At 70.4% G+C, this 20,686-nt stretch carries 17 protein-coding genes; 9 read left to right on the forward strand and 8 right to left on the reverse strand.

Features of this window, described 5'->3' with window-relative positions:
- Positions 1-16: 16 nt before the first annotated feature.
- Positions 17-232, reverse strand: a complete 216-nt coding sequence (locus OOZ19_RS20195) for a hypothetical protein (protein ID WP_266091682.1) — start codon at positions 230-232, stop codon at positions 17-19.
- 651 nt (positions 233-883) lie between these two features.
- On the opposite strand from OOZ19_RS20195, the gene OOZ19_RS20200 reads away from it, so the two are divergent.
- The gene (locus OOZ19_RS20200; RefSeq protein ID WP_266091683.1) at positions 884-2,119 is read left to right on the forward strand and encodes a VanZ family protein; all 1,236 of its coding nucleotides are present in this window, start codon (positions 884-886) and stop codon (positions 2,117-2,119) included.
- 128 nt (positions 2,120-2,247) lie between these two features.
- On the opposite strand, the gene leuA is transcribed toward OOZ19_RS20200, so the two are convergent.
- Positions 2,248-4,038 carry a 2-isopropylmalate synthase gene (gene leuA, locus OOZ19_RS20205; protein WP_266091684.1) on the reverse strand — a complete coding sequence of 597 codons (1,791 nt, stop codon included), beginning with the start codon at positions 4,036-4,038 and terminating at the stop codon, positions 2,248-2,250.
- A 243-nt stretch (positions 4,039-4,281) separates the two neighbouring features.
- Between leuA and OOZ19_RS20210 the strand changes: the two genes are divergently transcribed.
- The 3 genes from OOZ19_RS20210 (at position 4,282) to OOZ19_RS20220 (ending at position 7,079) form a co-directional block, all read left to right on the forward strand.
- The gene (locus OOZ19_RS20210; RefSeq protein ID WP_266091685.1) at positions 4,282-4,563 is read left to right on the forward strand and encodes a hypothetical protein; all 282 of its coding nucleotides are present in this window, start codon (positions 4,282-4,284) and stop codon (positions 4,561-4,563) included.
- A 100-nt stretch (positions 4,564-4,663) separates the two neighbouring features.
- A complete protein-coding gene (locus OOZ19_RS20215; protein WP_266091686.1) occupies positions 4,664-5,050 on the forward strand; it encodes a hypothetical protein in 387 nt (128 codons plus the stop codon).
- A gap of 139 nt (positions 5,051-5,189) precedes the next feature.
- The gene (locus OOZ19_RS20220; RefSeq protein WP_266091687.1) at positions 5,190-7,079 is read left to right on the forward strand and encodes an FUSC family protein; all 1,890 of its coding nucleotides are present in this window, start codon (positions 5,190-5,192) and stop codon (positions 7,077-7,079) included.
- Positions 7,080-7,217: 138 nt separating this feature from the next.
- On the opposite strand, the gene OOZ19_RS20225 is transcribed toward OOZ19_RS20220, so the two are convergent.
- The 3 genes from OOZ19_RS20225 to OOZ19_RS20235 form a co-directional block, all read right to left on the reverse strand.
- Positions 7,218-8,360, reverse strand: coding sequence for an aminotransferase class V-fold PLP-dependent enzyme (locus OOZ19_RS20225; RefSeq protein ID WP_266091688.1), 1,143 nt, complete (start codon positions 8,358-8,360; stop codon positions 7,218-7,220).
- Positions 8,361-8,564: 204 nt separating this feature from the next.
- Positions 8,565-9,179, reverse strand: coding sequence for a nitroreductase family protein (locus OOZ19_RS20230; RefSeq protein ID WP_416309471.1), 615 nt, complete (start codon positions 9,177-9,179; stop codon positions 8,565-8,567).
- 40 nt (positions 9,180-9,219) lie between these two features.
- A complete protein-coding gene (locus OOZ19_RS20235; protein ID WP_266091690.1) occupies positions 9,220-10,461 on the reverse strand; it encodes a mannosyltransferase family protein in 1,242 nt (413 codons plus the stop codon).
- 307 nt (positions 10,462-10,768) lie between these two features.
- Here OOZ19_RS20235 and OOZ19_RS20240 point away from each other — a divergent pair, with 307 nt between their 5' ends.
- The 5 genes from OOZ19_RS20240 to OOZ19_RS20260 all read left to right on the forward strand — a co-directional run bounded on the left by OOZ19_RS20240 (position 10,769) and on the right by OOZ19_RS20260 (position 15,957).
- The gene (locus OOZ19_RS20240; protein WP_266091691.1) at positions 10,769-12,034 is read left to right on the forward strand and encodes an aspartate kinase; all 1,266 of its coding nucleotides are present in this window, start codon (positions 10,769-10,771) and stop codon (positions 12,032-12,034) included.
- Complete coding sequence (locus OOZ19_RS20245; protein WP_266091692.1) at positions 12,034-13,086, forward strand: aspartate-semialdehyde dehydrogenase; 1,053 nt, start codon at positions 12,034-12,036, stop codon at positions 13,084-13,086. The genes OOZ19_RS20240 and OOZ19_RS20245 overlap by 1 nt, the downstream gene beginning before the upstream one ends.
- Positions 13,087-13,196: 110 nt before the next feature.
- Positions 13,197-13,808, forward strand: coding sequence for a Uma2 family endonuclease (locus tag OOZ19_RS20250; RefSeq protein WP_266091693.1), 612 nt, complete (start codon positions 13,197-13,199; stop codon positions 13,806-13,808).
- A gap of 61 nt (positions 13,809-13,869) precedes the next feature.
- Complete coding sequence (locus OOZ19_RS20255; RefSeq protein WP_266091694.1) at positions 13,870-15,348, forward strand: gluconokinase; 1,479 nt, start codon at positions 13,870-13,872, stop codon at positions 15,346-15,348.
- A gap of 72 nt (positions 15,349-15,420) precedes the next feature.
- Positions 15,421-15,957, forward strand: a complete 537-nt coding sequence (locus OOZ19_RS20260; RefSeq protein WP_266091695.1) for a Fur family transcriptional regulator — start codon at positions 15,421-15,423, stop codon at positions 15,955-15,957.
- An 82-nt stretch (positions 15,958-16,039) separates the two neighbouring features.
- Here OOZ19_RS20260 and OOZ19_RS20265 read toward each other — a convergent pair whose 3' ends face one another.
- The 3 genes from OOZ19_RS20265 to OOZ19_RS20275 all read right to left on the reverse strand — a co-directional run bounded on the left by OOZ19_RS20265 (position 16,040) and on the right by OOZ19_RS20275 (position 20,666).
- On the reverse strand, positions 16,040-17,518 hold the full coding sequence (locus OOZ19_RS20265; RefSeq protein ID WP_266091696.1) for a dynamin family protein: 1,479 nt from the start codon (positions 17,516-17,518) through the stop codon (positions 16,040-16,042).
- Complete coding sequence (locus OOZ19_RS20270) at positions 17,515-19,326, reverse strand: dynamin family protein (protein ID WP_266091697.1); 1,812 nt, start codon at positions 19,324-19,326, stop codon at positions 17,515-17,517. The genes OOZ19_RS20265 and OOZ19_RS20270 overlap by 4 nt, the downstream gene beginning before the upstream one ends.
- Before the next feature lie 155 nt (positions 19,327-19,481).
- Positions 19,482-20,666 (reverse strand): IniB N-terminal domain-containing protein, encoded by a 1,185-nt coding sequence (locus OOZ19_RS20275; protein ID WP_266091698.1) that lies wholly within the window; start codon positions 20,664-20,666, stop codon positions 19,482-19,484.
- Positions 20,667-20,686: the final 20 nt, after the last annotated feature.

A 20,686-nucleotide genomic window follows, 5' to 3' on the forward strand; every position in this document is an offset into this window, starting at 1 on the left:
GAGCGCTCCCGCGGGTTCAGGCGGACGGTTCGGTGAAAGTCGAAACCTTGTCCAGCAGCGCCGCGAAATCGTCCGCCTCGTTCGCGTCGAAGATCAGCGTGTCGCCGGGTGGGAGCACGACGGCCACCCGGTCGCCCATGACCAGGACCGACACGGTGCGATTCTCGCCGCCCGAGTCGCGGCAGGGAATCCGCCATCGGAGGTCTTCGCTGTGGTCGTCGGTCGGCAGCATGTCGTCCAGTCCACCTCGGGCTTGATCCGGGAGCCAGTGCGGCAAAGGACGACTGAACCGCGCGCGAGGGGAAGCGACAAGTGGCATCGACCGATCGGGTGGCCAATCGTGATCAACTTCGCGTGGTGGCGACCGGCCCGGGTGGCGGCGAGGAGCGTCGCGCTGGGAAAGCGGCCGGCCCCGACAGGCCGGAGGCCCACCGGCCGCTCTCCCGAATTTCCCCAGGGGTGAGTCTGATCACAGCAACCTTTTGCCGCGGTGGCATTTTCTCCCTTCAAGATCGCCTGCGACTACCTCCTTTAGTTGAGTGGATGAGCCGGTCGCGGCGGTCCGCCCGGCGGTACCGGTAGTCCGGAAGGCGGATTTCGCGAATCGAATGTTGCGCTGTTCGGCCTCTCGTCGCGCTATGCGTGATCCGGCCATCCGCGTCCGCTCGAAAATGCGAATTCCGGCGCTCCTGCCAGCGAGGACGTGAATTCCTGCGGAGGGTGAACGAATGCGCACGCACCGCTGTCGGAGGCGGGATTGCGTCATTCGACGCGGACCGATGGGATCTCGGCGCACGGTGCGAAATGGTGGGGCGGCGCGGAACGCCGGGCGCCCGGCCGAGCGAGCGCCCTCCGCCAGGCGCCGAGTGATCGAGGAGTGGAGTTGATCGACCGGGTGACGCCCGCGGTGACGGCGATCGCGTTCGGCGTCGTGCTGGCGGTGCTGCTGTTCGTCCCGTTCGTGGCTCGCGAATACCGCTGGCGCGGCGACATCGGCGTCGGCAGGCTCGTGGTCGTGCTCGGCTTCGTCGTGCACTGCTGGGCGTTGATGACCTACACCCTGCTGCCGCTGCCCGAGGTGTCGCCGGGTTTCTGCGCCACCGACGAGTACGCGCCGCAGCTCGTTCCGCTGCACTTCCTCGACGATTTCCGCGCCGCCAGCGGAGGTGCGGGCGCGCTGGTGCGGGATCCGATGGTGGGGCAGGCGCTGCTGAACGTGGCGTTGTTCGTGCCGCTGGGCATGTTCGTGCGCCACCTGTTCCGGTTCGGCCGGTTCAAGACGATCGCGGTCGGGCTCGGCGCCTCGCTGCTGATCGAATCGACGCAGTTCACCGGGGTCTGGTTCCTCTACCCGTGCGCGTACCGGCTGTTCGACGTGGACGACCTGCTGGCGAACACGGCGGGCGCCGCGTTCGGCCTGCTGCTGACGCCGGTGCTGGACCTGGTCGGCGGGAAGCCCGCCGAGCGCCCGCTCACGCCGCGCCGGGTGACGCCGGGGCGCCGCTTGCTGGGCATGGCCTGCGATGCGGCGGCGGTGACGCTGACCGGTGCCGCGCTGCACAGCGCGGCCGTGGCGGTGCTGGTCCTGACCACGGGGGCGTCACCGTCGATGGCGCTGCCGGAGCCGGCGCGGGCGGTGTTGAACGCCTGGCTGCCGGGCGCGCTGGTGCTGCTGGTGCCGACTTTGATCGGCAGCGGCGGCACGCTGGGGCAGCGGGCGGTGCTGCTGCGCCCGGCGCTGCCGGACGGTGCGCTGCCCGGCAAGGCGCGGCTGCTGATCCGGTTGTTCTTCGGCAGCGGTCAGTACGTGCTGCTGATCGGCTTCGCCGACCTCGGTCCGGGCGAGCTGAACCGGGTGGCCGCCGGTTTCATCCTGGGCACCGCGATCGCGGTGTGGTGCACCGCGAACCACCGCGGCCTCTCCGCCTGGCTGACCGGTCTGTCCATCATGGACACGAGGATGCCGCGCTCGAAGTTCCGCCACCGCAAGGGCGATCCGTTCACCCCGGGCGAGACCATCCTGGTCGGCAGCCTCCCCACCTTCGAACCCGGCGGCCGAGACCTCCGAAGCCTCGTCGACCCCAGAGGAGTGGGCGCCCACCGGCGGCAGGACTCCTGAACCTCGCCCGACGTCCCTCGGATGCGCCGTGCCGCGCCCGGTTCGGAGGTCGTGCTCGCGAAAAGCCGCGCCAGCACACCGTTTCCGGGTGCGGGCGCGGCTCTTCGCGGCGGTTCAGCGGGAGGCGGTCACCGGTGGGCCCGGTTCACCGCCGAGACGACCGCGCGCAGCGAGGCCGTGACGGTGGAGGTGTCGATGCCCGCGCCCCAGAAGATCTCGTCGCCGACGGCGCACTCCAGGTACGACGCGGCGCGCGCGTCGTCGCCGGCGGTGAGGGCGTGCTCGTTGTAGTCCATGACGCGCACGTCGTGGCCGATGGTGCTCAGGGCGTCGACGAACGCGGCGATGGGGCCGTTGCCGGAGCCGGTGATCTCCTGCTCGGTGCCGTCCACGACGACCTTCGCCGTCACCGTCTCGTGGCCCGTTTCGCCGCTGAGGGTGCGGGAGACCAGTTCCAGCGGGGTGCGCGGCTCCAGGTACTCCTCGGAGAACACCTGCCACATCGCGTCGGGGGAGACCTCGCCGCCGCCGGAGTCCGTGCGGGCCTGCACCAGCTTCGAGAACTCGATCTGCAGCTTGCGCGGCAGGTCCAGCTGGTGCTCGCTCTTCATCACGTAGGCGACGCCGCCCTTGCCGGACTGCGAGTTCACCCGGATCACGGCCTCGTAGCTGCGGCCTACGTCCTTCGGGTCGATGGGCAGGTACGGGACCTCCCACTCGTTGTCCGCCACGTCGACGCCCGCGCGCTCGGCCTCGACCCGGACCGCCTCCAGGCCCTTGTTGATGGCGTCCTGGTGGCTGCCGGAGAACGCGGTGTAGACGAGCTCGCCGCCCCACGGGTGGCGCTCGTGCACCGGCAGCTGGTTGCAGTGCTCCACGGTGCGCTTGATGTGGTCGATGTCCGAGAAGTCGATCTGCGGGTCGACGCCCTGGCTGAACAGGTTCATGCCCAGCGCCACCAGGTCCACGTTGCCGGTGCGCTCGCCGTTGCCGAACAGGCAGCCCTCGATGCGGTCCGCACCCGCCTGGTAACCCAGCTCGGCCGCGGCGATGCCGGTGCCGCGGTCGTTGTGCGGGTGCAGCGACAGGATCACCGAGTCGCGGCGCGCCAGGTTCCGGTGCATCCACTCGATGGAGTCGGCGTAGACGTTCGGCGTGGCCATCTCCACCGTCGCGGGCAGGTTCAGGATCACCGGGTTCTCCGGGGTGGCCTGCCAGATCTCGGTGACCGCGTCGCACACCTCGGCGGCGTAGGACAGCTCGGTGCCGGTGTAGGACTCGGGGGAGTACTGGAAGCGGAAGTCGGTGTCGGAGTACTTGCTCGCGTACTCCATCGCCAGCTCGGCGCCCATCTTGGCGATCTTCTTGATGCCCTCGCGCTCCTCGCGGAACACCACGCGGCGCTGCAGGATCGACGTCGAGTTGTAGACGTGCACGATGGCCCGCGGCGCGCCCTCCAGCGAGGCGAAGGTGCGCTCGATCAGCTCCGGGCGGCACTGCGTCAGCACCTGGATGCGCACGTCCTCCGGGATCGCGCCGTCCTCGATGATCTCGCGGACGAAGTCGTAGTCCGTCTGGCTCGCCGCCGGGAAGCCGACCTCGATCTCCTTGTAGCCCATCTTGACCAGCAGGTCGAACATGCGGCGCTTGCGGGCGGGCGACATCGGGTCGATCAGCGCCTGGTTGCCGTCGCGCAGGTCGACCGCGCACCACAGCGGAGCGCGGGTGATGCGCTGGTCCGGCCAGGTGCGGTCCGGCAGCGATACGTCCTCGACCAGCTCGTGGAACGGGCGGTAGCGGTGGACGGGCATCGAGGAACCGCGCTGCGGATTCCACGGGGCTTGATCGGCAGGGGCCGGGCGGGACGGGGTGCGAACCTTGCCCGCGAACGGTGCTTGCGGTTCCTGCGCGGAAGTCATCTGCGTTGTCTCCTGCTGGTGGGTGTCTGAATGCGAACCAGACGACCGACAGGTTGCTACCCCGCGACGAGGGGCCGGTCTAACTGACCCCGTCGCGGCGGCGAAGCAGGAGAACGCGTGCCACGTCCGCCAGGTTAACCGCACGAGGTGCCCGCGACGCAACCCGCTATCCCACATGCTGGGTCGGCAGCGACCGCCATGCGGCGGAATGACCTGGTCGCCGGGGAGGGCAGACTGGGGATCATGGCTGCGAAAAAGGGGCGTTCCGGCATCGCCACCCTGATCAACGGCGCGGGCTTCCTGCTCGCCGTCATCCTGGTGCTGCACATCGTCCTGGTGCTGTTCCACCTGCCCAGCGAGAACGGGCTGGCCGACTCGGTGCGCGGCGCCGCCGAGCCGTTGGCGCTGTTCTTCCCCGGCCTGATCCAGACGACCAACGCCCAGCTCCAGCTGCTGTTCGACTACGGCCTGGCCGCCGCGTTCTGGGTCCTGGTGGCCAGCCTCCTGGCCCGCGTGTTCGGCTGAGCGCCGAGCCGGATGCGCACGGTGAGCGCAGGTCACGAGCCAGCTACGGGAGCTACCCGGCGGTAGTTCTCGAGGGTTGCCGCGTGTCACACTTCCGGGCATGTCGGAGAACGTCGGTGGCACGACCACCGGTGAGCAGGACGGCGACCGGTCCAACGGAGGGCGACGGCGGCTGCGCAAGTCGTACGACTGGGCGAAGACCCGCGCGCAGGTCGTCGGAGTGCTCGCCTCGGTGATCCGCTGGGTCGGCACGCTCGCCGCGCTGGTGCTCACGGTGCACGTGGTGCTCACGGTCGGCGGCGCCAACCCGGACAACGGGATCACCCGCTTCGTGGCCGACTGGTCCCAGCCGCTCGCGCTCGGATTCTCGAACCTGTTCACGCCGGAGAACCCGCAACTGGCCGTGCTGGTGAACTTCGGCATCGCCGCGGTGTTCTGGTTGATCATCACCTCCATCGCGGTCCGGATCATCAGGGCCTTCGGCTGACCCCGACCCGGTGATGTGATGCACCGCAACGTGTGATGCTTGCACTGAGCTGAACCACCGGTGGCGAAGTGGCGTGACAATGCACGCACTCAGCCGCTCGGCGTGGAGCGCGGATTCCCCACCAGCGAGAGGGATGTGCGTGACACGGACCGAAACGCTCGCCGCACCCACCAGGTACTCGCGCGCACTGCTGCCCGCATGGCTGTTGCGGATGTTGCGCCCCGCTCCGCTGCCGCTCGACTGGACCCGCATCGTGGCCGCCGCCCTCGGCATCGGCGGACCCACCCTTGCAGGCATCGCGTTCGACCGGCTCGACGAAGCGGTGCTCGTCTCCGTCGGCGCGCTGTGCGCCAGCTTCTCCGACCTCACCGGCTCCTACCGGTACCGGATCCGCCGCGTCGGGCTCACCGTGCTCAGCGGCGGGTTCGGGTTCGCCGCGGGAGCGCTGGCCCCGACCCCGCTGTGGGCGGCCGTCGTGGTCGTCGCGGTCGCGATCCCGTCCGTGCTCTCCAGCCGGGTCAACGACCTGTGCGCGGCGGCGGGGGCGCAGATGCTCACGTTCTGCGTTGTGGCCACCGGGCACGTCACGGCGGGCATCCCCGTCGGGGAGCAGATCGTGTGGTTCGTCGCCGGTGAGGTCCTGCTGCTGGTGATGGTCGCCGCGACCTGGCCGTTCCGCCGGTCCGCCCCGGCGCGGGGCGCGGTCGCGCGGGTCTTCGAGGCGCTGCTGCGGCTGTTCGACGCCGCCGGGACCGATGCCGCGATCACCGCTCGGCAGGACCTCACGAAGGCGCTCGACAACGCGCACGACATCCTCGTCGGCGGCGCCTCCATCTCCCGCAGCCGGGTGCACGACCGGCTGTACGTGATCCTCACCCGCGCCACCCCCGTCGTGGAGGCGTCGGTGGCGCTCGCGCACGCCCGGATCCGGCCCGCCGAACCCACCCTGGAGGCGATGCGCACCATCGCGCGCTGCGTGCGGGACGGCACCACCGTGCCGCACTACCGGCCCGCCGCCTCCGGTTCGATCATGGTGCACGCGCTGGACCAGGGCCTCGCCGACCTCATCGAATCCTGGCGGCGCGCCAAGGAGACCGACCTGCCGGACTACCGGGAACGGCTCGGCCCGTGGGAGCGCCTGCGCCTGTGGCGCAGCAACATCAGCATCGGCCGCACCGGATGGCTGCTGACGCTGCGCATGGTGCTGTGCCTGTCGGTCGCCGAGGGCATCGGGATCGCGCTGCAGTTCCAGAACTCGTACTGGATCGCGATGACCGTGGCGCTGGTGCTCAAACCGAACTCCGGGTCGGTGTTCGCCCGCACCGTGCTGCGCGGCATCGGCTCCCTGGTCGGTGTGCTCATCGCCGGGCTCGTGATGCTGGCGGTGCCGTCCGGGTGGGGGCTCGCGATCGCGACGGTGCTGGTCGCCGCGTTCGTCCCCGAGGCGCTCAGCAGGCACTACGGGCTGTTCACCATGGTCGTCACGATGATCGTGCTGCTGCAGATGCACCAGAGCGACCTGTTCGTGGACCAGTTGCCCCGCGTGCGCCTGGTGGATTCGCTGCTCGGCTGCGTGCTCGTGCTCGTCGTCGGCTACCTGATGTGGCCACCGGGACGAACCCCGGCGCTGGCGGGCAGGCTCGCCGACGCGGTGGACACCGTCTCCGAGTACGTGTCGCTGTCCATGGCCGGGCGCGTGCAGGGCCGGTCCGCGCTGCGCCGCCGCACCTACCGGGAGCTGTCGGACCTGCGGACCGCGCTGCAGCAGCAGCTGATGGAGCCCGCCTCGGTGGGGCGCGCCGCCGAAGTGTGGTGGCCGTCGATCATCGTGCTGGAACGGCTGGTGGACGCCGCGACCGAACGCGCGCTGCTGATCGAGCGCGGCGGCGACGACCTGCGGCTGGAGCACACCCAGCGGATCGTCTCGACGATGCGCACCGCCGCCCGCCAGCTGCGCATCCAGCCCGACGCGCCGGCTCACACCCTCCGCAACCGCCTCACCGACGTCTACACCGAAGTCGTGTCCTGAGCGGGGTCTCCGCGCCCGCGCGATCCCGCGTCCGATCCGCGAAGCAGTCCACCGCGGCCAGTTCGAAGACCCGTGCCGTCGCCCTCGGGCCCACCTGGCAGTCGAGGCGGCGCCACCGGAACCGGATGCGGAACGAGCTCACGGCCGCACGCGTTCCGCGAGGTCCTGCAGGACGGCCCGCAACTGGTCGGCGGTCTCCCACACGTCGGCGTAGCGCAACCAGGTCGGCGCGAAGCTGAACCGCATCGTGGTGGGCTCGGCGAGGTCCACGATCACGCCGCGGGACAGCAGTTCCTGGGCCACGTAGTGGGCGTGGCGGTGGGTCACGCAGACGTGGGCGCCGCGGGAGCCTTCCGTCACCGGGACCGGTGCGACGCCCGCGGGCAGCTCCCGCAGGCAGCGCAGGAAGTACGTGGCCAGGCCCGCCGACTTCGTGGCGAGCGCGGCGGGCGTCGCGCCGTTGAGCGCCGCCAGCCCGGCGCGCAGGTCCGAGATCGCGAACGTCGGCGGCATCGCCGGGAACGACGTGCCGCACCGCTGCACGGCCGCGAGTTCCTCCCGCCGCTGCTGCGAGGTGAACGAATAGCCCGGCGCCCCGGACCCGCCCCCGAGGTAGCGGTATCCGCAGCCGACGGCGAAGTCCGCCTCCCACTCCCGCAGGTCGACCCGCACCGCACCGGCGGAATGGCTCAGGTCCCACAACGACAGCGCGCCGTGGCGGTGCGCTTCCGCGGTGATCGCCGCCGCGTCCCGCACCGCGCCGGAGAGCGGGTCGACGTGCGACATCGCGAGGACCGCGACCTGTTCGTCGAGCTGGGCGGGCAACTCGGCCACGTCGTCGACCATCCGCAGCGTGCAGCCGGCGAAGTCGGCGGCCGAACGCGCCAGGTAGTGGTCCGCGGCGAAGCAGTTCCGCCCGATCGCCAGCACCCGCCGCTCCGGGCGCAGCGCGGCGGCGGAGCGCAGCGCGTTGAACAGGTTCATCGACGTCGAATCGGCGACCGCGACCTCCGCGGGCAGCGCCCCGATCAGCGGCGCCACGGCGGACGCGGCCAGCCGCGCCTGCCTGCGCAGGCCGTCGTCGACCTGCGGCCACCCGGTGTGGTCCCAGCGGTGCTCCACGAACTCCCGCAGCCGCGCGGACGTCGACCGCGGGCGCAGGCCGCCGCTGGTGCCGTCGACCCGGATCATCCCGCCGGGCAGGGCGTAGCGGGCGCGCAAGGTGGCGAGCTCGTCGGCGCGGTCCAGCGCCTCCGCGGCCACCCTCGTGCTCGTCCACACGAGTGAGATTCATACCGCATTGATCGACTCCGCGTCACTGCCCCGTCCGCCTGGCGAAACGTCGATGAACACCGCCGGACGGGTCGTCCTCCCACGTCACAGGGGTGATGGGGTTCGCAGATTCCCGTTGGAAATGTCAGGCGAACGGAGGACGGACCGACCCCGCGGGGGACGTCGGCCTGTCGGCACCTCAGAACCGGCCCGTCAGAACTGGGGAGTGCCCCACCGGTCGGTGAACACCAGCTCCGCCAGCGACTTCCGAGAACGCGGCGCGCTTTCCTTCTCCCGCAACCGGTCCGGCAACCCGTCGGCAGAGCCGAGCCTGCCGATCGCGATCGCCACCACCGGCTCGTAGCCCGCCGGAACGCCGAACTCGGCGCGCACCGCCTCCCGGCCGAATCCGGCCATCTGGTGGGCCGCCCAGCCCTCCGCCACCGCCTGCAGCACCAGGTTCTGCGTCGCCAGCGCCACCCCGTACTCGCCGTAGGGCAGCGGTTCGCCCTCGTCGTCGAGGGTCCGGGCGACGCCGATCGCCAGCGCCGACGCCGATTCGGTCCAGCCCCGGTTGCCGCGCGAGAGCGTGCCGTGGATCCGGTCGAACATCGGCTCGCCCCGGCGCCCGGCGAGGTAGCGCGCGGGCTGCGTGTTGCCCCAGGACGGCGCCCAGCGCGCCGCCTCGAACAGCGCCCGGAAGCCCGCATCGTCGAGCTCCGCGCCCGGATCCAGCGCACGCGGGCTCCAGCGGGACGCCAGCAGCGGATGCAGCGGGACGGACGACTCCGCCGCCTTCCCGTCCGGAACGTGGAAATCCTCGGTCACCAGCAGCCTCCAGAGCATCGGGCGGCGCGCCGCCGGAACATCAGATCGCGTACTCCCACGCCGTCAGCGAGTACGCCCCGAACCAGGCGCCGAAGCACACCAGCAGCACCGCCGAGCACACCGCCGTCGTGGGCCGCCGGTGCGCCAGCCCGATCGCCACCGGGATCAGCAGCGGGAACGCGGGCAGCATCAACCGCACCTTCGAGTACATCAGCCCGTCCGAGCCGAGATCCATCGCCAGCACCGCGAACGCGAACAGCACCAGCGGCCACGGCATCCGGGAGCGCACGCACAGCACCAGCAGCACCAGCGCGGCCAGCACGATCCAGACGGTGAACGTCTCCAGCACCGACTTGTACTGCGTCAGGGACTCGATCATGAACTTGCCGGTGGCCCAGCCGCCGTCGAACGCCGAGGACCAGCCGCGCTGCTGCAGCGCGAAGTAGCCGCCCAACGAGCCGGTCTGCACCGCCACCCAGCCCACGTACAGCGCCATGCCCGACGGGGCGAGCACCGCGCCCAGCAGCGGCCACCAGCCGTCCTTGCGCTGGTACAGCGCCACGAGCGCCGCGAGCCCCACCACGCCGATCAACGCCGCCGCCGTCGGCCGCACCAGGCCGGAAGCCGCGCAGCACAACCCGGCGAGCAGCCAATTCCGCTCCAGCACCCCGACCAGCGCCCACACGGCCAGCGCGCAGAACAGCGCCTCCGAGTACGCCATCGACAACGTCACCGCCATCGGTGAGGCCGCGAACAGCACCACCAGCAGCAGCCCCACGCCCGCGGTGCCGCCCACCGCGCGCCCGATGCGGAACAGGCCGTAGGCGGCGATGATCCCCGCGATGAGGCTCACCGTGACCGCGGACCCGGCCAGGCTGATCCCCGGCACCGAGTCGAGCAGCCGCACCAGCACCGGATAGCCGGGGAAGAACGCCAGCGGCGTCTCCGGATTCCGGTTCCCGTGCCCGTCGACCATGCTGTTCGCGACGCCGCCGTAGCCGTGCGAAGCGATCTCCAGGTACCACTCGCCGTCCCACGCGCTGAGGTTGTCCGACAGCGCTTCGTCGTTGGCCGCCGACAGCCAGGCGAGCACCAGCAGACCGAACAGGCGGATTGCGAGGTAAACCACACCGGGTGCCAGGAAGGCCCACCGGACACCCAGGTCCTCGACCCCGTCGCGGGCTCGTCGCCACCACTGCTCGACGGGACGTTCTTGCTGGTCGTCAGCCGTGTTCCCGCCTGGGGAACGGTGCGGCCCGACCGCCTCCGGAGTGGTGGACAAACCGCTCCTCCGCCCTTGTCGACAAACCGGCCTGACAGGTTAGTCGTCAGTCACGGCTATGGGTCTGGGCGGTAACGGTTCGGTAGGCTGGCGCAGCAGCGGAGCGACCAGTCAGGGACCGCTCGACCAGCCAGGTCGAAGCTGCTTCTCGCTGGTCGCGGGGCTCCCCGGTGCGCCGATCGACTCGGTGTGACCGCGCTGGTGCTCTTCGTCCACCGGCGTCAGTGTGGGACAACCCCCGCACCCGGGACGACCGCTTCCTCCGGGCACCCATACCCGAGGAACGGCGCGAGGAGGTTAGTTTCACGTGGCGCTCGTCGTCCAGAAGTACGGCGGTTCCTCGCTGGAAAGTGCCGACCGGATCAAAAAGGTCGCCGAACGCATCGTGGAGACCCGCAAAGCGGGCAATGACGTGGTCGTCGTGTGCTCGGCGATGGGTGACACCACCGACGAGATGCTCGACCTGGCCCAGCGGGTCAACCCGGCCCCGCCGGAGCGTGAGCTGGACATGCTGCTCACCGCGGGGGAACGGATCTCGAACGCGCTCGTCGCGATGGCCGTGGAGGCGCTCGGCGAGCAGGCCCGCTCGTTCTCCGGTTCGCAGGCCGGGGTGATCACCACTTCGGCGCACCAGAACGCGCGGATCATCGACGTCACCCCCGGTCGAGTGCAGGAAGCGCTCGCCGAGGGGCAGGTGGTGCTCGTCGCCGGATTCCAAGGCGTCGCGCAGGACACGAAGGACATCACCACGCTCGGCCGCGGCGGGTCGGACACGACGGCGGTCGCCGTCGCGGCGGCCATGAACGCCGACGTGTGCGAGATCTACACCGACGTCGACGGTGTCTACACCGCCGACCCGCGGATCGTGCCGGACGCGAAGCATCTGGAGCACGTCACCTACGAGGAGATGCTGGAGCTGGCCGCGACCGGCGCGAAGGTGCTGCACCTGCGCGCGGTCGAGTACGCCCGTCGCTACGGCGTCGCCCTGCACGTCCGCTCGTCGTACTCACCCAAGCCCGGAACGCTCATTTCCGGCTCAGTGGAGGACCTTTCCGTGGAACAGGCGATGATCACCGGCGTCGCGCACGACCGGTCGGAGGCCAAGGTCACCGTGCGCGGTGTGCCGGACAACCGAGGCGTCGCGGGGAAGATCTTCCGCGTGGTCGCCGACGCCGAGGTCGACATCGACATGGTGTTGCAGAACGTCTCGGGCAGCAGCTCCGGGCGCACCGACATCACGTTCACCGTCTCGCGCGACAACGGCGCCGAGGCGGTCGCCGAGCTGGAGAAGATCAAGTCCGAGGTCGGCTTCGAAGAGGTCGTCTACGACGACCACGTGGGCAAGGTGTCGCTGGTCGGCGCGGGGATGCGCTCGCACCCCGGCGTGACGGCGACGTTCTGCGAGGCGCTGTCCAACGCGGGCGTGAACATCGAGATCATCAACACCTCGGAGATCCGGATCTCGGTGCTGATCCGGGACACCCAGCTGGAGGACGCGGTGCGCGCGCTGCACGGCGCCTTCGAGCTCGGTGGCGACGAAGAGGCCGTCGTGTACGCGGGGAGTGGTCGCTGATGGCTCCCACCGTTGCGATCGTCGGCGCCACCGGTGCCGTCGGCACCGTCATGATCGACATCATCAACAACCGCGAGTCCGTGCCGTGGGGTGAGATCCGGCTGATCGCCTCCGCGCGCTCGGCGGGCAAGAAGATCACCGTGCGCGGGCAGGAGAACACCGTCGTCGAGCTCGCCCCGGAGGCGTTCGACGGCGTGGACATCGTGCTGTTCGACGTGCCGGACGAGATCTCCGCCGAGTGGGCGCCGATCGCGGTCGAGCGCGGCGCGATCGCCGTGGACAACTCGGGCGCGTTCCGGATGGATCCCGAGGTGCCGCTGGTGGTGCCGGAGGTCAACCCGGAGAAGGTGCACGAACGGCCGCGCGGCATCATCGCGAACCCGAACTGCACGACGCTGTCCATGATGGCCTCGCTCGGTGCGCTGCACCGCGAGTTCGGGCTCAAGGAACTCGTCGTGTCCTCCTACCAGGCCGCTTCCGGCGCTGGTCAGGAAGGCATCGACCGGCTCCACGCGGAGATCGAGGCGCTGGCGGGCAAGCAGGTCGGCGCGCGCGGCGGCGACGTCGCCGAGGCGCTAGCCGCGGCCGGGCTGCCGGAGGAGACGCCGTTCAAGGCCCCGCTGGCGCTGAACGTGGTGCCGTGGGCCGGTTCGCGCAAGGACGACGGGTGGACCTCGGAGGAGCTGAAGGTCCGCAACGAGTCCCGCAAGATCCTGGGCATCCCGGAGCTGAAGGTCTCCGCGACCTGCGTGCGGGTCCCCGTGGTGACGACGCACTCGCTGGCCGTGCACGCGGTCTTCGAGCGCGAGGTCAGCGTGGCCGAGGCGCACCGGGTGTTCGAGGCGCAGTCCTCGATCGTCCTGCAGGACGACCCGGACGAGCTGGAGTTCCCCACGCCGGCGGCCGTCGTCGGTGCCGACCCGACCTACGTCGGGCGGGTGCGCCAGGCACTGGACTTCACGAACACGCTGGACTTCTTCGTGTGCGGGGACAACCTGCGCAAGGGTGCGGCGCTGAACACCTACGAGATCGCCGAGACGCTGGTGAAGTGACCTCGCGGCCTCGCTGACGGGCGCCTTCCTCCTGGCCGGGAGGGAGGCGCCCTTCTATTGTCACGAAGAGGTGGGGATCGCAAGCCCGAACAGGTGATCTTCAGACCGACTTGATCGAGCTGCTGTTCGACCGAGCCGATGGTGGAGGTATGTCCGTGATGAGTTGGCCCGATCACTTGTTGACTTTGGAGGAGTTCGACCGGCTCCCCGAGGACAACTCGCGGCGCTATGAACTCCAGGAAGGCGTCCTCCAGGTGTCCCCGAAAGCAGCGGCCGTCCACCAGCGCGTTGTCAAGCGGCTGACGGCTGCTCTGGACGCGCAGCTTCCACCGGAGTGGGAGGCGATGCAGGACGTGGAGGTCGTCGTCGGCACCAGCTTCCCTCCTACCGTCCGAATCCCGGACGCGATCTTGGCATCCACCCAGGCGTTCGACGTGAATCCGAATCGACTGAATGCCATTGATGTTGCGCTCGCGGTCGAGGTCATCTCGCCTGGTTCGAGACGCATCGATCGGCTGACGAAGGTGCAGGAGTACGCGCAAGCCGGCATTCCGCACTACTGGGTCTTCGACATCGACACGTCTGTGACGCTCACCGCGCTTCGGCTCGGCGAAGGTGGGTACGAGTCGGTCTTCGAAGGCGGGGGGCTGTTCAAGACCAACATGCCGTTCGAGTTCGCCGCCGATCTGTCTTCACTCGTGGTGCGCGGACCAGGACGTTGATCGTGCTCACCGTCCCCGCCGGGGCGTAGGTGCCAGGTTCGGGCCCGGTTAGGTTGGGGCCATGAGCTCCGCACCGGTCGTTCTCGGCATTGATCTCGGCACCACCGCCACGAAGGTCGTCGCCGCGACCAGCGACGCCGAGGTGCTGCACCAGACCGAGCGCGGCTATCCGCTGCGGACCGACGAGACGGGCGAGGCGACGCAGGACCCGGAGCAGGTGCGGAACGCCGCCGTCGAGGCGCTCGCCGAATGCGCGACCTGGGCGCGCGAGCAGGGGCACGAGGTGCGGGCGCTGTCGTTCAGCACCGCGATGCACACCCTGGTCGGCCTGGACTCCGCCGGGAAGCCGGTGACGCCCTCGTTCAACTGGGCCGACACCCGCGCCGCCGAGGTCGCGAAGCGGCTGCGGGCCGACGAGTCCGGGGTCGCCGCCGAGCTGCACCGGGCCACCGGCACGCCGGTGCACACCCAGTCGGTGATGGTGAAGCTCGCCTGGTTGACCGGGCAGCGCGCCGACCTCATCGGCGGGGTCGAGCGCTGGTGCGCGCTGAAGGACTTCGTGTTCGGGGCGTTCGTCGACGAGTTCGTGACCGACTACTCGCTGGCTTCCGGCAGCGGGCTGCAGGACATGCGTTCGCTGGACTGGCACGAGCCCGCGCTGGTGGTGGCGGGAGTGCGCGCCGAGCAGCTGCCCGAGATCAAAGCTCCGACCGATGCGCTGCCGCTGACGGCTCGGATGGCCTCGGCCACCAGACTGCCCGAGGGGTTGCCGGTGGTGCTCGGCGGCGGGGACGGACCGCTGGCGAACCTCGGGGTCGGCGCCACGACTCCGGGGGTGGCGGCGCTGTCGCTCGGGACCAGCGGGGCGCTGCGGGTGGTGCGGGAACGACCTGGTGTCGACGACGCGTGCCGCACCTTCAGCTACGCCCTCGCCGACGGGCTCTGGGTGATCGGCGGCGCGGTGAGCAACGGTGCCGTCGTGGGGCAGTGGGCGGCCGACACGTTCGGCGTCGACGTCGCCGACCTGCTCGACGAGGCGCTGGCCGTCGAACCGGGCGCCGAAGGGCTGCTCGCCCTGCCCTACCTGCTGGGGGAGCGGGCGCCCTGGTGGGAACCGGGGCTGACCGGGGCGTTCGTGGGACTGCGCCGGTCGCACGGGCGGGCCGAGATGACCCGCGCGGTCGTCGAAGGCGTGGCGCAGCAGCTGGCGCTGGTCAAGGACGCCGTGCACGACGCGGGCGCGAACGTCCGCGCCGTGCGGGCGACCGGAGGGGGGTTCCGCAGCGAGGTGTGGGCCGCCGCGATCTCCGCGGCGCTGGGCATGGAGTTGGAACTCGCCGAGAGCAGCGGCGGCTCCGGGCTGGGCGCGGTGCTGCTCGGCTGGCGGGCGCTGGGCGAGCTCGATTCGCTGGAATCGGCGTCTGCTCTGGTGCGGCCCGAACGCGTCGTAGCCCCGGATGCCGACGCGGCCGAGCTGCTCGCCCGCCGGCGCCCGCTGGTCGACCAACTGCACCGGACGTTGCGCACCCTGGAGCTCTGACCACCCGTGTTCGGCCTCGGCCAGGCATTGTTTTGACTGATTCCAGTTTGTTCGTGGCATACTGCTGGTGAGATGACACGGCACAGCGATCCCGGTACCGGGCACACCGACGCTGCGGACGGCCACGCGGTCGCCCTCCGCGGCCGGTTGCGCGACGCCGGACTGCGGGTCACCAAGCCCCGCGTCGCGGTGCTGCGCTGGCTGGCGGGGCACCCGCACTCGACCGCGGATCAAGCGGTGAGCGCGGTGCGCCCCGAGCTCGGCGGGGTCTCCACGCAGGCCGTCTACGACGTGCTGCGCGTGTGCACCGCGGCCGGACTGCTGCGGCGGATCGAACCCGCCGGTCACCCGGCCCGGTTCGAGGCCCGGACCGCCGACAACCACCACCACCTGGTCTGCCGCCACTGCGGCCGGACCGAGGACATCGATTGCGTGCACGGCACCGCGCCCTGCCTGACCCCGTCCGAGTCCGCCGGATACGCGGTGGACGAGGCCGAGGTCGTGTACTGGGGCGCGTGCCCGGACTGCCGTTCCGCCGCGCGACCGACCGGCGACCAGCTCGCCGACCCGAACCGGGGCGCCCGATCCGGTCGCGCCCCTGGCCGCTGACTGCGGCTCCCACCACAAGGATCCAGGTCCGGACCGACGAGTCCGGGCCTGGATCCGAGGGGTTCCGGCGGGCGTCGAGGCTTCAGGGCTGGACGCGGGAAGCGATCAGGCGTTCGCAGCTGCGCAGCACGACGCGGACCGCGTCGCGGTGCGCTCGGTCGTGCAGCGGGTTCACCGCCTGGTCGCGCCACCGCGCGAGCGCCGCTCCGGCCTCCTCCGCCAAGATCGACTCCAGGGTGTCCGGTTCCTGGCCCAGCCGGGCCGCCGCGTCCTGGCCTTGAGAGCCCAGCAACCGCCGCGCGTCGTTCTGCAACGGCCGCGGGAAGCTCAGCTGACCTGATTGCAACGCCGACAGCAGCCGCATCTCCTCCCACTCCGGCGCGTTCGACAGCAGCCGCTCGAACTCCCCGCGCAGCTGCTGCACGCCGGGCCGCGGATTCGCCCGCAGCACCATGTCCACCGCCAGCAGCACCGACCGCGCCCGCAGCGCGTCCTGACGTTCGATGAACTGCTGGTGCACCGCTTCCTGCAGGTCGTTGAGCCTGCTCGCCTCCAGCAACGTCGCGCTCAACCGCTTGTGGTCCGTGACGCCTTCGCCGAGCGCGGTCAACGCCTGGGCCAGGCCGAACCGCCCGAAGCGGTTCATCAGGTCCTGGCGCACGCTCGGCGGCACCGATTCCGGCGTGGGGTTGTTCGAGAACCGGTCGGACGACAGCAGCAACGTCTCCAACGCCTTCTCCGGCAACTGCCGCAGCGCCACCAGCGCGGTGAGGTCCGCACCGGTGAACGTGGCCGCGGCCTGCCCCAGCAGCCCGATCACCGGGATCGCGTACTGCGTGAACGACCGCACCGCCGGCTCATCGCGGAACCGCAGCGCGATCCGCTCGGCCGCCGCCACCGCGCCGCTGCCGCCGTTGCCCATCTCGTCGGCGCGGGAGAACGTGATGATCGTGTTGATCGGCGCGCGCCGCGCGAGCTGCAACTCGTGCACCGACTGCAGGAACTGCACATCGGTCTGCTGCGGGTAGCGGGTCAGGTACAGCAGCGCGTCCGCCTCGGACAGGATCTGCGCGAGCGCCGAGCGACCCGTGTCCTGCATCGCCGAGGAGGACACCCCGGGGGTCTCCAGCAGCGTGATGGCCTGCAGGCCCGGCGCGGGAGCCTCGATCACCAGCCGCGACACCTCGTCCGGCCGCCACCGCTGCAGATCGCGGATCGTGCTCGTGTCCAGCGTCGTCACCGGCACGTTCTGCACCGCCCCGTGCGGGGTGTGCACGGTGATCCGGGGTTCCGGCCCGTACTGGTAGAACGTGTTGACCTGGGTGCTCTCCTCGGCGTCGGTCGGCGCGAGCCGCTGGCCCACCAGCGCGTTGATCAGCGTCGACTTGCCGGACTTCACCCGTCCGCTGACCGCGATGCGCAGCGGCTGGTCGAGCCGTTCCAGCCGCCCGCGCAACCAGGCCGAGGTGCGCGGGTCGTCCCGGTAGAACGTCATCGTGCGGATCAGCAGCGCGCGGGACCGCTGCAGCAGACCGTCCTGGGGAGTGTCGGGCCTGCTCATGCCGCGGTGATGCGGTTCGCGGCCAACGTCCCGGCGCGCCTGCGCAGCAGCGCGAGCTCTTCCAGCTTCCGGCGGATCTCGCGGGCCCGGTCTTCGCGGTCGACGGCGCTGCGCTCGGCGGTGCGCTTGATGGTCTGGATGTCCTTGCTGATCTCCAACTGCGCTTCCTCGGTGAGCTGGGTGAAGTGCTGGTGCAGCGCGCGGTGGGTGGCCCGGATGGCGTCCTTGGCCTCCTTGTTCACGTGGAACACGATGTGCTCCACGTAGCGCTGCGCGGTCGTCTTGGCCTCGGCCTGGCGGCGGCGCAGCCGGGCGTCCTTCTCCTCGTTCAAGCTGCGGCTGCCCAGCAGCAGGCCCGCGCAGACGGACACGACGTTCATCAGCGGCAACCCGAGCTGGGTGGTGATCAGGCCGAACATGAGCACGCCGCCGTAGGAGCCGCGCAGCCCGGTCAGCACCTGGTCGAGCCGCTTGTAGGTGCCGTTGCTGGGTTTCTTCAACGGCGTGACCTGGTCGAACGGTTCCGGGATGGGAACCTGCTCGATCTGCGGGCGCATGCTGGGGTGCTCGCGCAGGAACTCGTCGGTGACCCGGTCGCGCAGCTGCTCCCGGCGGCCTTCGAGCCAGGCGAAGTTCTCCTCGATGGCGGTGACGAGCGCGTTGTCCAGCCACTCCACGAAGTCGTCCCACACGGCCACCGGGTCGGCTTCTTCGAGCGTTTCAGCGATCTGGCCGGTGATGGCCCAGCTGCGTTCCCGGAAGTCGAACTCGATGTCGGCGAACAGTTCACCGACTCCGTCGCTGAGGGTCTTCTGCCAACGCCCGGTGACCCGGCGCAGATCTTCGGAGCGCCGTTGGGCGGTCTCCAGTTCGATCAGCGTTTCCGCGGCGGTTCGCGGACTTTGTCCGGTGAGTTCCGCTTTCAGGGTTTCGCTGAGTTCGTCGACCGCGTCGGCGACGTTCTGTGCGACGAGTCGCCGGGTGAGTTGATCGTGCTGTCCGAGTGCTTCGCCGCGCAGGTATTCGACGAGCTGCGGGAATCCGGATTCGGTGTTGAGCGTGGCGTCTTTCGCGTGCATCGCCTGCATCCGAATCGTGGAAGACACCGGAAAGATCTTGGCGTTGATGCCCGCACCGGCGAGGTGGCGTTGATTGACTTCCACCACTTTCCGCCAATGCGGCGTTATGTCTGTTTTGGGTTGTACGACGGCCACGTTCGGGCACAGCTTGGTGACCTTCTTCAGGAAGCTCAGCTCGTTGTGCGTGAGTTCCTGGGTCGCGTCGGAGACGATGAGCAGCGCGTCGGCCTCGGCGACGACACCGAGCGTGCGGGCGGTGAGCGTGGCGGACGTGGCGCCGACCCCCGGCGTGTCCATCAGCACCAGCCCGTCCTTGAGCACGGCGCGCGGGATGCCGACTTCGCCGCGGCTGACCGGCCTGCCGCTGCTGATGGCCTGGTCGATGCGCTCCCGCACCTGTTCCACGGGCACCGGGAACCGGTCGAGGGTGGCGTGCCCGCTCGTCGGTTCCTGTTCGATCACCTGGGCGGTGGGTTGCTCGGAATGGCGCACCAGAGTGGGCACGAGCGTGGTGGCGTCTTCGCCCGAGTCGCACACGGAGGCGTTGACCAACGCGTTGATCAGTTCGCTTTTGCCCTGCTTCGGTTCTCCCACGACCAGCACCAGCTGGGCGGGGTCCAGGACGCGCGTGCGGATCTGCCGTAGTCGGTTGTGCAGGTCGGGGCGCTGCTGCTCGGCGCATTCGGCAGTCGCGCGATCGATCAGTTCCACCATCGCCGTCTCGATCACAGGAGCGATTGTGGACCGTTCGGTGGCAGAAGAGAAACCCGAGCGGGTGACTTGTGTCAGGACTGTGGTGTGGTAACGCGAAAGCCGGGTTCGCACGAAGAGTGCGAACCCGGCTTTCGGGTCAATTCGCTTTGATCAAGCCCGGAGGCCTGGAATCAGAGCAGGCCGTCCAGCGGCAGCGCCGAGGTGGCCGCACCCGCGACGTCCTCGACGGCCGGGCCGGCGATGTCGCCGACGACCGGCAGGTCGCTCGGGGCCGGCAGGTGGGAGACCACGTCGTCGACGGGCAGCTGCTCGGCCACGTCACCGACGACCGGGAGGTCGGCCGGCGCGGGCAGCGCGGAGGTCACGTCGGCGACCGGGCCGCCCACGACGCCACCGGCCACGCCACCGACGGTGTCGACGGCTCCACCGGCGACGCCCTCGACGGTGCCCACGGCGCCACCGGCCACGCCACCGACGGTGTCGACGGCCGGGCCCGCGATGTCACCGGCGACCGGCACGCCGCCGGCCACGTCGCCCACGGTGTCCAGCGCGCCACCGGCAACGCCGGACAGGGCGCCTGCCTCGATCCCGGCGGGGGCACCGGTGGGCAGAGCGCCGGTCAGGTCCCCGGCAACGCCGGTCACGTCGCCGGCAACGCCGGTCACGTCGCCGGCAACGCCGGTCACGTCGCCGGCAACGCCGGTCACGTCGCCCACGGCGCCCGTGACGTCCCCGACCGTGCCGGTCACGTCGCTGGTCACGTCGCCAACGGTGTTGACGGCGTTGTCGACCGAGCTGGTGGCCTCGGTAGTGGTGTTGCCCACCACGTTGCCGGTGCCGTTGGCAATGTCGTTGCCGCTGAGCACGTCGTGCACGCTGATCAGGTTGTGCGAGTCGTTCTGCTCGATGTCGATGTTGGTGTCACCGGCGGGAGCTTCGGGGGAGGGGGCCGGGGTGTTGTGCGGAGGCAGCATGCTCAGTTCCATCTCTTGCTCGTGTGGCTGTGCGGGATGCAATTCGTTGATCGCGACATGCTGGGTGCTCGCGGCGAACTTCTCGACGCTGCTCTGGAGTGAGCGGCCGTATTCATCCGCGATCTCGACCGGCGCGTAGTCGAGCACCAGCGACGATGCTTGCAGCACGTCCGTCGCGCTCATGTCCCCGAGTCCGGCGTGATCCAGCGTGGCGCGCGGATCAGCGTCGAAGGCCGCCTGTGCGTCCGGGCTGGTGACGAGCCGCGTCAGGAACTCGTACAGCGTCGGGCCGTCCGGCTGGCCGGGCGCGTCCTGCGCCCCCGGGGTGGAAGTGGGGGTCTCGGCACGATCCGGGGCATCATCCGGCTGAGAGTGGATCATGACGCTTTCTCCTGACTCAG

Origin of the sequence: Saccharopolyspora sp. NFXS83, from assembly GCF_026241095.1 — a bacterium.
In the GTDB taxonomy this organism is placed as follows: Bacteria; Actinomycetota; Actinomycetes; order Mycobacteriales; family Pseudonocardiaceae; genus Saccharopolyspora_C.